Below are 16,659 nucleotides of genomic sequence, written 5' to 3' on the forward strand. Positions count from 1 at the left end.
CCACCAATGCTGGCGCTTCATGACAGAAGTCGCAAAATGCGAGACTGATTCTTGCACCGCAGATCTTAAGGAGTGCCGGCCAGGTTGTCGCTGTACACGATCCGGATGCCTTGTTCCAGCAGTGTCTTGCGCGTGTTTGTATCCGTTTGCACGGTAACCGGGGCGGTTGCATCCCAGATGACAAATGTATTGAATCCGGCAGCCCGCGCGTCCTGCGCGGTCCATAGTACGCACACATCTCTTGCCAGGCCGCCAATATACACATCCCGAACCTGACGATCCCTTAGCCAGCCGGCAAGACCGGTCAAGGGGCGCTCGCCTGCGGGGTTGTAGTTTTCGCAAAACGCACTGTACGAGTCAACAACCGGATCGGTGCCTTTGCGTACGATGACATTCATCCTGTTCCAGTCGATGGCCTCATGCAGTGCCGCACCGTTTGTTCCCTGCAGGCAGTGATCCGGCCATAGCACCTGAGGATGGCCGTAAAGCGCAATGCTGTCAAAGGGTTTGCTGCCGCTGTGCGAGGACGCAAAGGAAATATGGCCGCCTGGATGCCAATCCTGGGTGGCGACATAATGGGCAAAACGATCCTGCGCCAGTATGGTCTGTACGGGCGCGACAATGGCATCGGCCTGTTCGCATGCGAGCGGGCCGCCCGGCATGAAGTCTGGCTGGATATCGACCAGAATAAGCGCGCTGTGAGGCAAGATGCTGTTTGTCATTACACGTTTTCGTCCAGCCATTGGATCAATTGTTGTTGTACATTGATCGAAAATTTGCGGTATACCTGTTCACTGACAAAGCCCATATGCGGGGTTAGCAATATATTGGGCAGCGCCTGCAGCTCGGGATTGATGCCTGGTTCATCATCAAAGACATCCAGCGCGGCAAACCCCGGGCGGCCTTGTTGCAGGGCCTTGACCAGGGCCGGCGTGTCAATCAGGCTGGATCGCGAGGTATTGACCAGCAGGCTACCCGGTTGCATCAGCGCCAGCGTGTCGCTGTTGAGCAGCTTGCGCGTGGCATCGGAGACCACAATATGCAGTGATACCACGTCGGAAGTCGACAGCAGGGTTTCCAGTGATACGCTGCTTGCCTGCTCTTCGCGGGCCCGTTCTGGTGTCATGTGCGGACTCCATGCCTGCACTTGCATGCCGAAGGCGCGAGCGACAGCAGCCATGCGCTTGCCGATGTGTCCAAGACCGATCAGCCCCAAACGCTTGCCTTCCAGTACTTCGGGCAGATGCTGGCAGATTGCGGGCGTACGCCACAGCGGCTGTTGCGGGCTGACAAGCAGGTCCGGCAGTTTTTTTGCAGACGCAAGAATCAGCGACCAGGCCAGCTCGCAGGTGCTGGCTTTGGACGGACCGAATTCGGTCGCCGTGACCTTGATGCCGACCGTTTCGGCTGCCTGCTGATCAAGCGTGTTGTTGCGGGTGCCTGTAAAAATGATGCGTTTCAGATTGGGCAATTGCGCGATCAGCGACTTGGGAAAAGGCGTGCGGTCGCGCATCAATACAATGCATTGCGCCTGGGCCACTGCGGCCAGCAATTGCTCGTCGCGCAAGCGGTCGTGATGGATTGTCAGACGGCTGCGGTTTTCTATATCGGACCAGTCTACCAGGCGGGCAAGCCCGTGTTCCCAGTCATCCAGTATGACTATTGAAGGTTTCATGTAATGCTCCGCAAAAAGGCAGTGATGCATGCGTTGCCCGAGCGAGCGGCAACCATAACTTTTTCGGTCAGTGAAAAACAGTATATTACCTCGCAGGCCGGCACCTTGCATATGCACGGTGTGGGAACGATAATTCGGCCGCCAGGCGCCTAGCCCTGAAACCAGGCCAGCAGCATAGAGACACTGATGACCGAGAGCACGGTTGAGATAAAGATGGATTGCGAGACCAGATGCGTGTCACGCTGGTACATGGTGGCCAGCATGAAGGGGCCGGTGCCGATGGGCAGGGCGGCAAGCAGTACCGCCGCTTCGCGTTGCACCGGCGGCATGTCAAAGACGATAAAGGCCAGGAATGCGGTGGCAGCCGGTAGAAACAGCATTTTCATGAAAAGAACCGCGCCCAGTGCCGGGTGTGGACGGATACTGCGCGTTTGCGCCAGAAACAGGCCAATGGTAACCAGGGCACAGGGGCTGGCCGAACTGCCCAGCAGGCGCGTCAGTTCCGCTAGGGGCGCCGGCAATGCAATGCCCAGACCTGACAAGGCCATGCCCGCCAGGGGCGAGACAATCAGCGGATTTTTTGCCAATGCCGCACCGGTATGCCGCAGGCTGGTCCATACACTGCCATGTTTTTTCAACCCGGTTTCCAGACAGACGATGGACAGGGCAAACAGGACGCAGGCGGTCAGTATCATGGTAATAATGACGGGTATGATACCGGCCTGACCGTAGGCCAGCATACATAGCGGCAGGCCCATATAGCCGGCGTTGCTATAGGACGCGGACAGGCTTGCCACACTATTGTCTGGCAGGCTGAAGCGGCGCCGCTGCCAAACCATGAAAATGAAAAAGGTGGCCAGCATGCCGCCGGTACTGGCCAGAATGAACGGAATCTGGTTCAGTTCTTCCCAACTGACCGTGGCCATGGCATGAAACAACAGCGCCGGCAATGCCAGCCAGACCACATAGCTATTGAGGTGCTGGCTTGCCTGATCCGACAGGATCCGTCGTCGAGCGGCGACATAACCGGTCAGAATCAGCGCAAAAACCGGAAAAGCGGCATTGATAACGGAATTCAAAATACGGGTTATTTAAAAGCGGTTTCGATAAAGCTGCGCAGTTTACGCGAATGCAGTCGCTCCCGGGGCATTTCACGCAGTTTTTCCAGCGCCCGCATGCCGATGCGCAAATGCTGGCTGACCTGCTTGCGATAGAAGTCCGAGGCCATGCCGGGCAGCTTCAATTCGCCATGCAGGGGCTTGTCCGACACACATAGCAGCGTGCCGTACGGGACGCGGAAGCGAAAACCATTGGCAGCGATGGTTGCCGATTCCATGTCAAGTGCAATGGCCCGCGATTGCGAGAAACGCTGCACCGGTTCATGCTGGTCCCGCAACTCCCAGTTACGGTTATCAATGGTGGCCACGGTTCCGGTACGCATGATGCGTTTAAGCTCCCAGTCTGACAGCCCGGATATTTCCTCTACTGCATGTTCCAGGGCGATCTGGATTTCCGCCAGCGGCGGCACCGGCACCCATAGTGGCAGGTCGGCATCCAGGACGTGATCTTCCCGCACATAGCCATGCGCCAGCACATAGTCGCCCAAGCGCTGCGTGTTGCGCAGCCCGGCGCAATGGCCCAGCATGATCCAGGCCGATGGCCGCAGCGTTGCGATGTGGTCGGTAATAGTCTTGGCATTTGACGGCCCCACGCCAATATTGACAAGTGTGATGCCGTTGCCATCCTCGCGCTTCAGGTGATAGGCGGGCATTTGCGGCAACCGTTGCAGCTTTTGGGACGGATCCGGCTGACCCTTGCGCGTAACGTGGTTGCCCGGCTCGACCAATGCCGTATAGCCCGATGATTCGTCCTCGATCAATTGGGTGGCCCGCTCAATAAATTCGTCAACGTAAAACTGGTAGTTGGTAAACAGGACGAAATTCTGAAAATGCTCCGGCGCGGTTGCCGTGTAGTGCTGCAGCCGGTGCAATGAATAATCAATGCGTGGCGCGGTAAAGGGGGCCAGCGGTCCTGGCAGCCCGGGCTCTTCACGCAAAGTGCCATTGACGATGGCATCGTCCATGACGGCCAGATCAGGGACATCGAAGAAATTGCGCAATGAAGAGCCGATCGTGTCCGCATAGACGCCTTCAACATACTGGCCGCCGGTAAATGCAAAATGCAGCGGGATAGGGATATCGGATTCGCCGATCTCTACAGGCAATTGATGGTTTTTCATGATCAGCCCGATTTGCTCAAGCAAGTAGCTCTTGAACTGCAGGGGCTGGGTGATGGTTGTCTGATATAGGCCGGGCTCCGTAGTATGCCCGTATGACAGACGTGAATCGACTTCCTGATGGTCGGGCACATGCAGGCGAATGGCGGGGTAGCAGGCGCGTGTGCGCTGATCAGACCGGCTCTCGCCGCTGATGTAGCGGTAAAAGGACTCACGGATGAACAGTGTATTGCGCTCGTAGATGCGCAGCAGTTCTTCGAAAGCCAGGGCCGGGTCGCGGAAACTGGAAAAACCGATTCTTTGTGGAGAATGAAAGGTAGAGGGCGTACTTTGCTGTGTGGTCATGGATAAGCGCTGATTGTTATGGTCGTTAACGAAAGCGGGCCATATTGCAATCTGATCCCATACGAAAGCTTTGCTGTCCTGTAATATGGTGCCGGAAAGTGGTGTCGCTTTGCTGTCCTGAAGTATATTCTGTCATTATGACACGTTAAAATTCTGCCGTAGCGAATGCCCGCTATCGGTGTGGGCCTGTCCGGTAGCGTCAGCCGGCGCGAGCCTTTCCGTTTTTTGAAAAAACCCGCAAGAGAGTGATTTATATGGATATTCAACAAATCGAAAGTTTCTGGCCATTTTTGCAGCGCTTCGCCGTTGACCTGGTGGTCGCTTTCATTATTCTGGGCATTGGCTGGACCATTTCCAGGTGGCTGGGCAATATGGTGCAGCGCCTGAGCGCTAGATCAGAAAAAATCGATCCCACGATCATTCCCATGTTCCGCACGGTCGTGATCTGGAGTGTGCGGATATTTACCATTATTGCCGTGCTGTCGCAATTCGGTGTACAAACGGCCAGCCTGATTGCCGTACTGGGCGCCGCCGGCCTGGCTATCGGCCTGGCTTTGCAGGGCACGCTGCAAAATATTGCAGCCGGCATCATGTTGCTGGGCTTGCGGCCCCTGCGAGTGGGGGAGAGCGTGACAGTGGCTGCGGGCATTTCGGGCACCGTCGACGAAGTCGGGCTGTTTCTGACGCGGATTGTGCAGGCCGACGGCGTGCAGGTAACGGTACCCAATAGTACGGTCTGGAATGGAACGATCATCAATCTGAGCCGTAACCACAACCGCCGCATGGATGTACCGGCATATATCCGTTATGGCGATGACGTCAACCGGGCGATCGAAGTGCTGCTCAAACTGATCGGCGAACAGCGCAGCGCCTTGAAAATGCCAGCGCCGTCGGTTTTCGTAGGCGATCGCAAGGACGGCATCATTACCCTCACATTGCGGGTCTGGGCCAGTGCAGACAATTTCTTCAATCTGCAGAATGATTTGAATCGTGAGGTGCCGATGCGATTGAAAGAAGAAGGGTTTGAAAGCCCGAGTCCATTGCGGGTGGCCGTGCAGGAAGTGGGTGTCAATAATCAGGCCAGCGCCAAATAGCCATTATTCAATCTCCCGACGCTGGTGCAGCAAAAATGCCAGGCGGTGCGCGGCAGCGGGGCGCGCTACTGTCGGCCAGCCAGGGCGTTACGGTCGCGTTCGCGCCCGCTCAAGAGGGTGGATCGGCGTCCGCATTCACCATTACCGCTGAATTAGGGGCTGTCGGGGCTGCGGCGGGTCTGCGCTGAGCCTCAGGTTCTGGGCCAGCCCGGCCGATCAGACAGCTTATGGCCGATAGACAGTTTTCAGAATGTTGGTACACACCCCACGCATCATATCCACTTCCTCCTGGGTCATATGGATGCGTGTAAACATATAGCGCATGCGTGGCATCAGCTTTTTCGGATAATTGGGATTGAGAAAATCGATCCCGATCAACGCGCTTTCCCAGTGATTGATGAACGCTTCGACCTTTTCGGCGGGGGCATAGTCGCGATCGACCATGTCTGTATAGGCATGGGCGGGCCTCGCTAGCAACAGGTCGGGGCGGCCAGCTGATGTCTGCGTTCCTGTGGAAAGCGGATTGCCGGACTGAGCCGGGGCCGTTGCGCCGGTGTGCCGGACTGCCGGCGGCGCCTGCATGGCGTAGTTTAGCTCCCAGGCCGCCAGCAGCAGGGCTTGTGAAACGTTCAGGGAGCTGTACGAAGGGTTGGCGGGAATATGGCATATGCGATGGCAGCGGCTGATATCGTCATTGTCCAGCCCCGTTCTTTCTGTTCCCAACACAATCGCAATACGCGTATCGGCATGATTATTCAGATGCGTTCGCGATAGCTGCGCTGTCTGGCGGATGTCCAGCGAAGGCGGGCCCATGTCGCGGGTACGGGCAGTCAGGGCAAAGGCCAGGGTAATGCCGGCCAGGGCCGCGTCAAGGTCGGGCGCAAGATGTGCCGCTTGCAGGATGTCGGTGGCCCCGCTGGCCAGCGCCAGGGCCTCTTCATGGGCCAGGATGCCGCTATCTTTCGGATTGACCAGAACCAGATCGCCAAATCCCATGTTTTTGATTGCTCTTGCGGCAGAACCCACATTGCCAGGGTGGGTCGGCGACACCATGATAAAGCGGACCCGGGTATGTAGCGGTGACATAAAATTCCTTCGAACGGCATGAATATGGACAGAAATGATGGGATTTGCAGAAGTCTGCTTTATTGTCCATTAAAATGCGTATTTTACTACTCAACCGAAGTCTGGAAAGCTATGCACCCCATGCTCACCATCGCCGTACGTGCTGCCCGCCGTGCCGGCGCCATTATCAATCGTGGCAGTCTCGATCTGGATAAAGTCCAGATTGCACGCAAAGGCCCCAACGATTACGTTACCGAAATTGATCGGAACGCAGAACAGGCAGTGATCGAGGTGTTACGCGACGCTTATCCGGACCACGCTTTTCTGGGCGAGGAATCCGGCCACATCCCGGGCGCGAGGGATAAGGAAAACGAAGTGCCGGAGTATCAGTGGGTGATCGATCCCCTGGATGGCACCACCAATTTCGTACACGGGTTCCCCAATTACGCCGTGTCCATCGCCCTGTTGCACAAGGGTGTCGTCACTCAGGCCGTAGTCTATGATCCGGCCCGCAATGAAATGTTTACTGCCACCCGTGGTGGTGGCGCCTTTCTGAACGACCGCCGGGTGCGTGTCGGCAGCCGGACCCGCTTTTCCGACGCACTGATCTCTGGCCGTTTCCCTTCTGTTTCCGGCTCCAACCGTACCGGCGCCGAGCGCTACTACGGGCTGGTCGACGACTGTTCCGGCTTTCGCCGCCTTGGCGCGACCGTACTGGAACTGGCGTATGTTGCAGCCGGTCGTTTCGATGGCTATTGCGGGGTTCACCTCAAACCCTGGGACCTGGCAGCAGGTAGCCTGCTGATCCAGGAAGCAGGCGGGCTTATTGCCGATTTCGAAGGCGAACAGACCTGGCTCAAAACCGGCAATGTGCTGGCAGCCAGCCCCAAAATCTTCACTCAAATGCTTATTTCGCTGAAGCAGTAAATTGTTGTCCGGTTCGGAGCCCGTCATTATGGATCAAGTGTGGTACCTGTTTAAAGCCGTTGTTCTGGGTATTGTCGAAGGGATAACCGAATTTTTGCCGATTTCCAGCACCGCCCATTTGCTGATCCTGGGGGACTGGATCGGCTTTGACTCCGGGCAATTCAAGGTGTATGAAATCGTGATCCAGCTCGGATCCATTCTGGCGGTGATGTGGTTGTATCGGCAGCGCCTGCGCGAGATTATTGTCGGCACCTTCACCGGTAACCGGACCGAGCAGCGCTTTACCATGAATTTGATCATTGCCTTTTTGCCGGCGGCCATTATCGGCCTGCTGCTGATCAAACATATCAGTCAACTGCTCGATGGCAAGTTCATGATTTACGCTTTTACGCTCGTAGTGGGCGGCATCATTATGCTGTGGGTGGAACGGCGTCCTTCAATGGCCAAGCACACTACCCTGCAGGAGCATGAACTGGCTCATCAGACAAGAAGCCTGGAAGATATCACCTGGAAGCAGGCGCTGGTTGTGGGGTTCGCTCAATGTCTGGCCATGATTCCGGGGACGTCGCGTTCGGGCGCAACGATTATTTCCGGCATGATGGCTGGTATTCATCGCAAGACGGCCACCGAGTTTTCCTTTTTCCTGGCCATGCCAACCATGATCGCCGCCACGGTATTGAGCTTGTACAGGCATGGTGGCCAGCTGAGCGAGAGCAATTTGCTCGCGGTCCTGCTGGGCTTTGTTGCCGCCTATATTAGTGCATTGGTTGTGGTGCGCGCCCTGATGCGATTCCTGTCCAGTGCATCCTATCGTCCTTTTGGCTGGTACCGTATCGTCTTTGGTATTGTCGTTGCACTATGGGCTTGGAACCAGGTCGCCTAGTTTTTATCGAACCAGCAGAAAATGAGAAAATGCCGGCATTGCCCGGCATTTTCTCATTTCGTTGTCTGTGATCCGCTGTGATGCACGACGATGCTGCCTATTGCATGCGTGATCTTCGCCGGTTACTGCGTGCCGCGCAGGGCGGCATAGCCGTTACTGAGCACAACAACGTTGCGTTCCTGGACGCTGACCTGAAAGTGAATCTGATCCGCGCCTTCGCGCCAGATGTCGCAAAGCAGTGTTTCACCCGGATACACCGGCGCCGAAAAACGGGCATCGAAACGGTATAGCACGGCAGGGTCGTTGTCGCAGCAGTCCTGTACAACCGCTCTTGCGGCGTGCCCGTAGGTGCACAGTCCGTGCAAAATCGGCCGTTCGAACCCGGCCGCGGCAGCTGTCTGCGGGTCAATATGCAGCGGATTCGGATCTGCATTCAGTCGGTAGAGAATAGCGGCATTGGGCGCCACCGGAATCCTGCGCCGATAATCAGGTGCACGTTCAGGCACCCTTGGCAGGGCAGCCACGGGGGCATTTCCTTGGCCGAACCCGCCGTCAGCACGGCAAAATGTGGTCTGCTGGATTGTGGCCACAAGCGTATTGTTTACATCGTACATATTGCGTTCGGCAATGACCAGTGCGCCCTTGTCGGCGCCCTTGTCGATTACATGCGAAATATGTGTCTTGCCGGTCAGTACGCCTTCGGCGGCCAGTGGTCTGTGCCAGATGCTGCGTTGCTCACCATGCACCAGTTTGACCCAGTTGATCCCGGTTGCCGGGTCTTGCATCCAGAAGCCTGGATAGCACAGAATGCTGCTCATCGTAGGAAACGCCTGCAGCTGTTTTTCATATACAAATTGCAGTTGTGATGGATCCAGCGGGTCCGAGCCCAGGCCGATACCCAGCGCGTACAGTATGCTGTCGCGCTGCGTATAGCTGTGGCGGGTATCGGCAAAACGCCAGTTCTTGATCCGTTCGTAATCCAGTGGCATGCGGCTGCTCCTTGTAATCAGATGGGATCCCAGTTGATCACGTCGGGAGAGCGCTCCAGTTTATGGAACTGGCCCTGCATGGCCGGGATGGCGATCTGAGCGATCAACTCGGGCGTCCAGCCATCGGACATGTGCACGGAGCGTACCGGACGAGGCTGGCTAAAGAGGAGAATTTCATTGGCCCGTACCCCGAAAATCTGACCGGTTACGTCTGCGCCGGCATCGCTGCCCAGATAGACAGCCATCGGCGCGACTTTATGCGTTTCCATTTTCTGCAGTTTCTGCACCCGCGCTTTTTCTTCAGGCGTTTCGGCGGGAATCGAACTGGTCATGCGGCTCCAGGCAAACGGCGCAATGCAATTGGATCTGACGTTATACCGGGCCATGTCAAGTGCAATCGACTTGGATAAGGCGGCGATACCCAGCTTGGCTGCGGAGTAGTTGGACTGGCCGAAATTGCCGATGAGCCCCGATGTTGACGTCATGTGTACATAAGCGCCCGACTCTTGTTCTCGAAAATAGGGAGCAGCAGCGCGACTGACAAAAAATGTTCCATGCAGGTGCACGTCAATGACCTGGCGCCATTCTTCTTCGTTCATTTTATGAAACAGGCGGTCGCGCAGATTGCCGGCATTGTTGACGACGATATCAATACGACCGAAATGGTCCATGGCCGTCTGCACAATCTGGCTGGCCGACTCATAGCCGGCGACACTGTCGGTATTGGCGACTGCGGTGCCGCCAGCTGCGGTGATTTCGTCGACCACAGCGTGCGCGGGGCCATCAGTTCCCCCCTGACCGCTCAAAGACACCCCGATATCGTTCACAACCACTTTTGCGCCGGCCTTGGCATAGGCGATTGCAATGTCCCGGCCGATACCACCTCCGGCCCCGGTAACAATCACTACTTTTCCTTCTGCAATTGAGCCCATCGGCTTCTCCTGTAAATTTCATTCATCCGCTCGCCAGCATGGCCGGTCGATCCAGTTAGGGATTACTATCTATTGTTGTTCGATTTCATGATAGGCCATAATGGCGGACGGCATTGTTCGTATTTCTCAACCCCCCCCTTCGTGTAAGCTTAAGATGCGTTATGACCTGACAGACCTCAAACTGTTCATCAATATTGGTGAAGTCTCAAACCTGACCAAGGCTGCAGAAAAAACCTTTCTGTCGCTGCCGGCTGCCAGCGCCCGTATCAAGAATCTGGAAGACTCCCTCAAGGTGCGGCTGCTGATCCGCCAGGTTACCGGCGTGAGCGTCACCCCCGCCGGAGAAGTATTTCTGAAGTATGCCAAGGGGGTGTTCCAGCAACTGGAATGCATGCATGCCGAGCTTCAGCCGTTTTCCACCGGCATCAAGGGCAAGCTGCGGATCATGGCCAACACCGCTGCCACCCACTCCTTCATGTCCGAAGCGTTGTCGACGTTTCTGGCCGAAAATCCCGATATTGATATTGAACTGGAAGAGAAACTATCCAAGGAAATTGTCTCTGCCATCCGTGGTGGGTCAGTAGACATTGGCATTGTCTCCAGCAATGTCAACCTGGATGGCCTGGATGTGGTGCCGCTGTTTCGGGACGAGCTGGTGGCCGTTACCCATTTGGCGCACCCGTTGAAAGATCAGAAAGAAATTTCATTTGAAACCCTGATCGACCAGTACCAGTTTATCGGTATTAACCCCGAAAGTGCGATCCAGACGTTTCTGGATGACAAAGCCTACAAACTGGGCAAGCGCTTGCATCAGCGCGTGCATGTTGGCAGTTTCGAAGCGGTCTGCCGCATGGTTGACGCCGGCATTGGGCTGGCTATCGTACCGGTCGAATGCGCCCGCGCCTACAGCAGGGCTCCGCGCTTGCATATACTCAAACTCACAGATGAATGGGCCGATCGCGAACGCAATGTCTGTCGTCTGGCTGGGCGGGACCTGCCCGCGTATGCAGAAAAATTCATCGGCCATCTGCTTGATGTATCGCATCGGATGCATGATCGCTAGTGGTGGGGGTCTTGAAATGGGCTGATTCGTTCAATGGAATCGCTAAGATCTTATCGGAGTAGGGTGAACGGGGATCCGGCAATTCGATAACTGAATGGATTGTCGGACTATATACGTCTGATACATCAGGAAAATAAAAAATAATTGTGATGTGGCACGATTACTTGATTTGCCTCAATTCGTATAATTATAGGAGATTCTATAATAAACGCGATGGACTGACACGCAGCCCATACGGACCTGGACGAGCCGGCGTTTATCGACATTGTCAATTTCAGGAAGGAGTGTTCCCTATGGCAAACAGCAACACTGAACACAGTCGCAGACTGAGAGCAAAAAACGCAACAGAGACGAACAAACGATTGGTTGCTGCTGGCTTGATTAAGCTGGTCACCTTTCGGCTTAAATCGGATCTGGCAAATGAGTTTGACGCCATTGCCCATGAGCGCGGCTTGAGCCGACCGGCCACTTTACAGATGCTTTGCGATATGTACCGGCAGCAAAACGCTAAATAGCTTGTCAAGTTGGCTTCTCGCATCTTGTGAATAGTACTCGGAGTCGCGAACACCCACATGAACTGTGGCAACCGGTCTTAGGCAGCGCTGAGGGGATCCTTCACGTATAAAAAACAGGAAATGGAAGGTTCTCGCGGCATAATTGGAGGGTGAAGAACCCACAAGAACGTCATGTCATTGCGAACATGACAATAAGGAGACTGTTTTGAAAACCCTGATGATGCAACGCAGGCAACTGCTCAAATCCGCGCTTTATGGCGCTGCCGCCGTATACGGCCTGCGACCGGCCATGGCTTTTGCTGCGCAGTGGCCGGCAAAGGCGGTCAGTTTTATTGTTCCTTTTGCGCCGGGCGGGCCGGTAGACACGGTCGCGCGCATCGTGACTAACGGTCTGACGCAGCAATGGCAGCAGACGGCCATTATTGAAAATCGCGCGGGCGCCGGTGGAATTCTGGGGGCCAGGCTGTCGGCTCAGGCTAAATCAGACGGGTACAATTATTTTTTTGCCGCCATTCATCACGCTATTTTACCCAGCCTGAATAAATCCCTGGATTACGACATTCAGAAGGATTTTGTACCGGTAGGCGCGGTTGCCCGGTTCCCGATCATACTGATTGCCCATCCGTCCCTGAAGGTCAAGTCTGTCAAGGAGCTGATCACGCTGGCAAAAGAACAGCCCGGTAAAATTGCCTATAGTTCCTCGGGAACGGGCGGCGGCACGCATTTGGCCGGCGCCTTGTTCGCCAGCATGGCCGGCATTGAGCTGCAACACGTGCCCTACAAGGGTAGTGCGCCGGCAGTTCAGGACCTGGTGGGCGGGCAGGTGCAGTTGATGTTTGCCGATGCTACGTCCGCCTTGCCTTTCATTAAATCAGGCAAGGTGATTCCGCTGGGTGTAGGCAATCCTCAGCGATCGGACCTGGCGCCGGATGTGCCCCCCATTGCCGATGAAGGCTTGCCAGGCTACGAAGCCTATTCCTGGAGTGGTCTGTTTGCGCCCGCGGGCACGCCGGCCGATATTGTGAAACAGTTCAATCAAAATCTCAACGCGCAGTTGAACGACAAGAGCGTCATTGCGAAAATGCAGGGCAGCGGATCGGAGGCGATGCCTATGACGCCGGAAGAGTTCGGCAAATTTCTGAGCGATGAAATTGCCAAGTGGCACAAGACCATTACCGATGCCAACATTACCATCCAGGGCTGACGTAGCACGCAACAAGGACAATCAGGCCGTACGCGGCTCCCTCTACAGTGAGATAGCGCGTACTGCCTGATTGCGTTAGCTGAAGCGTCGGGCGATGGCCGGTTCTATTTGTCTGCCTGGATGCCGGCTTTTGCAGTGACCTCGCCCCACAACCGGTATTCGTTATCGATACGTGACTTCAGTTGCTTGCCACTGCGCAGCGAAATGGTGTAGCCCACTTTTTCCATCTGCTTGCGGTACTCGGGCAATTCAGAGACCGTCTTCAAGGCTTTTTCAATCTGCCCGGCGGTAGCGTCGTCCAGTTTTGCGGGACCGACAACACCGTACCAGCCGGTTACATCATAGTCGTCAATGCCCGCTTCGGACATAGATGGAACGTCGGGTAAAGCGCGATTACGTTCTTTGGAGGTGACCGCCAGGGCCCGCACCTTGCCACTGTTGATGTAATTGATCGCCGTACCGGTGATGTCAAACATCATTGACGTCTTCCCGCCAATCACATCGATCATGGCCGGCGCATTGCCGCGATAGGGAACGTGCAGCATTTCTGTGTCGGTTCGCTGCTTGAGCAGTTCGGCAGATAGTTGGTTGGATGATCCTACCCCTGCCGAACCAAAGGATAAGGCGCCAGGATTGGCTTTGGCGTAGGCAACCAGTTCACTGATGTTTTTAACAGGCAGTTTGTTATTGACGACCAGCACATTGGTATATTCGACCAGGTTGCCCAGGTAGCGGAAATCCCTATCCTTGTCGATCTGGATTCCTTTTTGAATATGCGGTGTGATGGTCAGCGTCGGGCTGGCCAGAAAATACAGCACGCTGCCGTCGGCCGGAGCCCGTGCTACATTTTCCGCAGCGATGATGCCACTGGCGCCGGTTTTGTTTTCGATAACGACAGGCTGTCCGACCTGGTCGCCCAGAAATTTGGCAAATTGCCGGGCGGCCGTGTCTACCGGTCCGCCGGCTGCATAGCCGACCACCAGTTTGACGGGCTTGTCAGGCCAGTGATCGCTTGCCCAGACGAGGGCGGGGGACAGCAGCAACAGCAGGGGAGTGAAACGCAGGGAACGTTTTGACATGATGTCTCCATTGGTCAGTTCGTGGTCGAAAGGCGCATAGGAAACGCGCCTTTCGCAATACACAGCTGCAGGCCCGGCGTTATTCGATGCGGGCGCCTGACTGGTCGACTGCGGTTTTCCATTTTTTTATTTCAGCTGTAATGAGATCGGCAAATTGCCCGGGTGTTGAACCCTCTATTTCGTAGCCGTATTGGGTCAGTTGCTGCCTGACTGCAGGCGTTTGGGCTGCATCATTGAATGCCTTGTTCAGTTGCATGAGTGCGTCCTCAGGGGTGCCCGCCGGCGCCAGGATACCGTACCAGCCATTGACCTCAAAGCCTGGCACACCGGATTCAGCCACAGTAGGAACATCGGGCAGGACAGCCGAACGCTTTGCTCCTGTAACGGCAAGGCCTTTGAGTTTGCCCGCCTTCACATGGGGCAGGGAGGTGGAAATGCTGTCAAACATCAGCGAGACTTCGCCGGAGAGCATGGCCACCACGGCGGGTCCGCTACCTTTGTAGGGCACATGGATCATTTTGGTGTCGGTGGCGCTTTTGAACAGTTCTGCCGCCAGATGACTGGTGTTGCCATTACCAGCAGAGGCAAACGTGAGCTTGTCCGGGTTGGCCTTGGCATAGTCGATCAACTCCTGCGTCGTATTTGCCGGTGTCTGCTTGGCGGCGGTGACCAGCATGGGCAAGGTAGCCAGGACCGACACCGGCGCGAAATCCTTCTCGGTATCGTAGGGCAGCGATTTATACATGCTGGGGTTGATCGCGTGCGCAGCCAGCACCATTAGCACGGTATAGCCATCGGGTTTGGATCGTGCCAGTTGTGCCGTAGCGATGGTGCCACCGGCGCCGGGACGGTATTCAAGAACAACCGGTTGTTTGATTGTTTTCTGCATCTGCGCGGCAATCGGCCGGGCCAGCATATCGGCGCTGCCGCCCGGTGGATAAGGAATCAGCAGCGTAATGGGTTTGTCGGGAAAGGCCTGAGCGCCTGCGCTTAGCGCCAGCCCGAATGCCAGCACGCTTGCGTGCAGCATCAGATGCCGCAGTCTGTTGAATCTTGTCTTCATGATGTCTCCTTGGATTTTATATTGCTCTTGATGGCAGACAATAGATGCCTGCCAGTGGTGCTTTGTCGCCGTGTAATCAATCACACTTGTAATCGCCGGTTGCGGGCGTTTTTCAGGATAGGGCAAGGTAGCGCAACCTTTTTGATGCTCAATGGTAGGGCATGTTTCGGGTTCCTCCTGGCACTTGCGCGCCACCCGCTACATTACACTGCCAATCTGCTGTTCAATCCAGATAGGGTAGTCCTGCACTGTCCACCCGGATTGTCTGGCATGGGCCATCCATGTGCAGCGTCGCCTCGCTCAGGTCCTGCAACTGTTGCTGTGTCAGTCCTTGCACCATGGCACGTATAATAAAGCGGCCCTCGCACACCTGGACGATGGCCAGATCGGTGTAAACATAATCGACCACGCCGGCGCCTGTCAGCGGGTAGGTGCAATGATGCAATAATTTGGCTGCACCGGTCTTGGTTGTATGTTCCATCATGACCAGCACCTGCTTTGCTCCTACGGCCAGGTCCATCGCGCCGCCAATCGCTGCAATCGCATTGGGCGCATCGGTGATCCAGTTTGCCAGGTCCCCGTTTTCGGCAACCTGAAAGCCGCCCAGGATCGAGTAGTCCAGATGTCCGCCACGCATCATGGCAAATGAATTGGTGTGTTCGGTAATAGAGGCGCCCTGCAACAGGACAATGGGTTTACGGCTGGCGTTGATGATGTCGGTATCGATTTCGTCATTAATCGCGCTGCGTCCCATGCCCAGAATGCCGTTCTCGCTGTGCAGGATAATTTCCCTGTCTGGCGGCAGGTAGTCTGCGACAGACGTAGGCATGCCGATACCAAGATTGACATAGGCGCCATCGGGCAGGCTGTTGGCTACCAGTCTGGCAATCTGTTCCCTGTCAAGACGGATGTAGTCAGTCATGCTGCGCTCCTGCAAGTACGATATGTTTCACAAAAATTCCCGGGGTCATGACCTGTTCGGGATGAATACTGCCCAGTTCGACCACTTTATCGACTTGCGCGATGGTGTGTTTGGCGGCAGTACACATGACGGGATTGAAGTTTCTGGCTGCCCAGCGATAGGTCAGATTGCCCCAACGATCTCCCAGATGGGCACGCACCAGCGCAAAATCGGCATGCAGGGGTTCTTCCAGCACATAGCCAACACCGTTGACGACGCGTTCTTCCTTGTTTTCCGATACGCGCGTGCCATAGCCGGTAGGCGTAAAAAACGGACCGAGTCCCGCGCCGGCTGCACGCATTCTTTCGGCCAGGGTGCCTTGTGGAGTGCATTCGAGCTCAATCGTGCCGGCACGAAACGCCTGCGCGAACACATCCGATTGCGGAGGGCGGGGATGAGAGCAGATGATTTTTCTGACCTGGCCATTTTTGATCAGACGGGCAATACCGACCTCGCGCGTGCCGGCGTTATTGCTGATGATCGTTAAATTGCGAGTCCCCATTTTTGCAAGACTGGCCAGCATTTCAAATGGAATGCCTGCGTCGCCAAAGCCGCCCACCATGATGGACGCCCCTTCGGGGATCTGGCTCAATGCTGCTTCGTGTGTTTCTAGAATCTTGTTTATCAT

At 55.8% G+C, this 16,659-nt stretch carries 17 protein-coding genes; 6 read left to right on the forward strand and 11 right to left on the reverse strand.

Annotated features, from left to right (window positions below):
* Nucleotides 1-65: 65 nt before the first annotated feature.
* The 4 genes from INT32_RS04180 to INT32_RS04195 all read right to left on the reverse strand — a co-directional run bounded on the left by INT32_RS04180 (nucleotide 66) and on the right by INT32_RS04195 (nucleotide 4,256).
* Nucleotides 66-722: a nicotinamidase gene (locus INT32_RS04180; protein ID WP_193087459.1), complete on the reverse strand. Its 657-nt coding sequence runs from the start codon at nucleotides 720-722 to the stop codon at nucleotides 66-68.
* Nucleotides 722-1,675, reverse strand: coding sequence for a D-2-hydroxyacid dehydrogenase family protein (locus tag INT32_RS04185; RefSeq protein WP_226816490.1), 954 nt, complete (start codon nucleotides 1,673-1,675; stop codon nucleotides 722-724). Before INT32_RS04185 ends, INT32_RS04180 begins: the two co-directional genes overlap by 1 nt.
* 149 nt (nucleotides 1,676-1,824) lie before the next feature.
* Nucleotides 1,825-2,754 (reverse strand): AEC family transporter, encoded by a 930-nt coding sequence (locus INT32_RS04190; protein ID WP_193087461.1) that lies wholly within the window; start codon nucleotides 2,752-2,754, stop codon nucleotides 1,825-1,827.
* An 8-nt stretch (nucleotides 2,755-2,762) separates the two neighbouring features.
* Complete coding sequence (locus tag INT32_RS04195) at nucleotides 2,763-4,256, reverse strand: AMP nucleosidase (protein ID WP_193087462.1); 1,494 nt, start codon at nucleotides 4,254-4,256, stop codon at nucleotides 2,763-2,765.
* Nucleotides 4,257-4,510: 254 nt separating this feature from the next.
* On the opposite strand from INT32_RS04195, the gene INT32_RS04200 reads away from it, so the two are divergent.
* Nucleotides 4,511-5,350: a mechanosensitive ion channel family protein gene (locus INT32_RS04200; RefSeq protein ID WP_193087463.1), complete on the forward strand. Its 840-nt coding sequence runs from the start codon at nucleotides 4,511-4,513 to the stop codon at nucleotides 5,348-5,350.
* A gap of 225 nt (nucleotides 5,351-5,575) precedes the next feature.
* Here the strand turns inward: INT32_RS04200 and INT32_RS04205 are convergent, their stop codons facing one another.
* Nucleotides 5,576-6,436 (reverse strand): RNA methyltransferase, encoded by an 861-nt coding sequence (locus INT32_RS04205; protein WP_193087464.1) that lies wholly within the window; start codon nucleotides 6,434-6,436, stop codon nucleotides 5,576-5,578.
* Nucleotides 6,437-6,547: 111 nt separating this feature from the next.
* Here INT32_RS04205 and INT32_RS04210 point away from each other — a divergent pair, with 111 nt between their 5' ends.
* Nucleotides 6,548-7,342, forward strand: coding sequence for an inositol monophosphatase family protein (locus INT32_RS04210; protein WP_193087465.1), 795 nt, complete (start codon nucleotides 6,548-6,550; stop codon nucleotides 7,340-7,342).
* Nucleotides 7,343-7,367: 25 nt separating this feature from the next.
* The gene (locus INT32_RS04215; RefSeq protein WP_370540171.1) at nucleotides 7,368-8,225 is read left to right on the forward strand and encodes an undecaprenyl-diphosphate phosphatase; all 858 of its coding nucleotides are present in this window, start codon (nucleotides 7,368-7,370) and stop codon (nucleotides 8,223-8,225) included.
* 122 nt (nucleotides 8,226-8,347) lie between these two features.
* Here INT32_RS04215 and INT32_RS04220 read toward each other — a convergent pair whose 3' ends face one another.
* The gene (locus INT32_RS04220) at nucleotides 8,348-9,214 is read right to left on the reverse strand and encodes a MaoC/PaaZ C-terminal domain-containing protein (protein ID WP_193087467.1); all 867 of its coding nucleotides are present in this window, start codon (nucleotides 9,212-9,214) and stop codon (nucleotides 8,348-8,350) included.
* 17 nt (nucleotides 9,215-9,231) lie between these two features.
* Nucleotides 9,232-10,146: an SDR family NAD(P)-dependent oxidoreductase gene (locus tag INT32_RS04225; RefSeq protein WP_193087468.1), complete on the reverse strand. Its 915-nt coding sequence runs from the start codon at nucleotides 10,144-10,146 to the stop codon at nucleotides 9,232-9,234.
* Between the two features lie 154 nt (nucleotides 10,147-10,300).
* Here INT32_RS04225 and INT32_RS04230 point away from each other — a divergent pair, with 154 nt between their 5' ends.
* The 3 genes from INT32_RS04230 (at nucleotide 10,301) to INT32_RS04240 (ending at nucleotide 12,928) form a co-directional block, all read left to right on the forward strand.
* Nucleotides 10,301-11,209 (forward strand): LysR family transcriptional regulator, encoded by a 909-nt coding sequence (locus INT32_RS04230; protein ID WP_193087469.1) that lies wholly within the window; start codon nucleotides 10,301-10,303, stop codon nucleotides 11,207-11,209.
* A 293-nt stretch (nucleotides 11,210-11,502) separates the two neighbouring features.
* Nucleotides 11,503-11,724, forward strand: coding sequence for a hypothetical protein (locus INT32_RS04235; RefSeq protein WP_193087470.1), 222 nt, complete (start codon nucleotides 11,503-11,505; stop codon nucleotides 11,722-11,724).
* A 205-nt stretch (nucleotides 11,725-11,929) separates the two neighbouring features.
* The gene (locus INT32_RS04240) at nucleotides 11,930-12,928 is read left to right on the forward strand and encodes a tripartite tricarboxylate transporter substrate binding protein (RefSeq protein ID WP_226816492.1); all 999 of its coding nucleotides are present in this window, start codon (nucleotides 11,930-11,932) and stop codon (nucleotides 12,926-12,928) included.
* 104 nt (nucleotides 12,929-13,032) lie between these two features.
* Here the strand turns inward: INT32_RS04240 and INT32_RS04245 are convergent, their stop codons facing one another.
* From INT32_RS04245 to INT32_RS04260, 4 genes are all read right to left on the reverse strand, one after another.
* A complete protein-coding gene (locus INT32_RS04245; protein WP_193087471.1) occupies nucleotides 13,033-14,007 on the reverse strand; it encodes a tripartite tricarboxylate transporter substrate binding protein in 975 nt (324 codons plus the stop codon).
* 79 nt (nucleotides 14,008-14,086) lie between these two features.
* On the reverse strand, nucleotides 14,087-15,070 hold the full coding sequence (locus tag INT32_RS04250) for a Bug family tripartite tricarboxylate transporter substrate binding protein (protein WP_370540168.1): 984 nt from the start codon (nucleotides 15,068-15,070) through the stop codon (nucleotides 14,087-14,089).
* Between the two features lie 223 nt (nucleotides 15,071-15,293).
* Nucleotides 15,294-15,992: a 3-oxoacid CoA-transferase subunit B gene (locus INT32_RS04255; protein ID WP_193087473.1), complete on the reverse strand. Its 699-nt coding sequence runs from the start codon at nucleotides 15,990-15,992 to the stop codon at nucleotides 15,294-15,296.
* A complete protein-coding gene (locus INT32_RS04260) occupies nucleotides 15,985-16,659 on the reverse strand; it encodes a 3-oxoacid CoA-transferase subunit A (protein WP_193087474.1) in 675 nt (224 codons plus the stop codon). The genes INT32_RS04255 and INT32_RS04260 overlap by 8 nt, the downstream gene beginning before the upstream one ends.

This window comes from Advenella sp. FME57 (genome assembly GCF_014897675.1).
Taxonomy (GTDB): domain Bacteria; phylum Pseudomonadota; class Gammaproteobacteria; order Burkholderiales; family Burkholderiaceae_B; genus Advenella.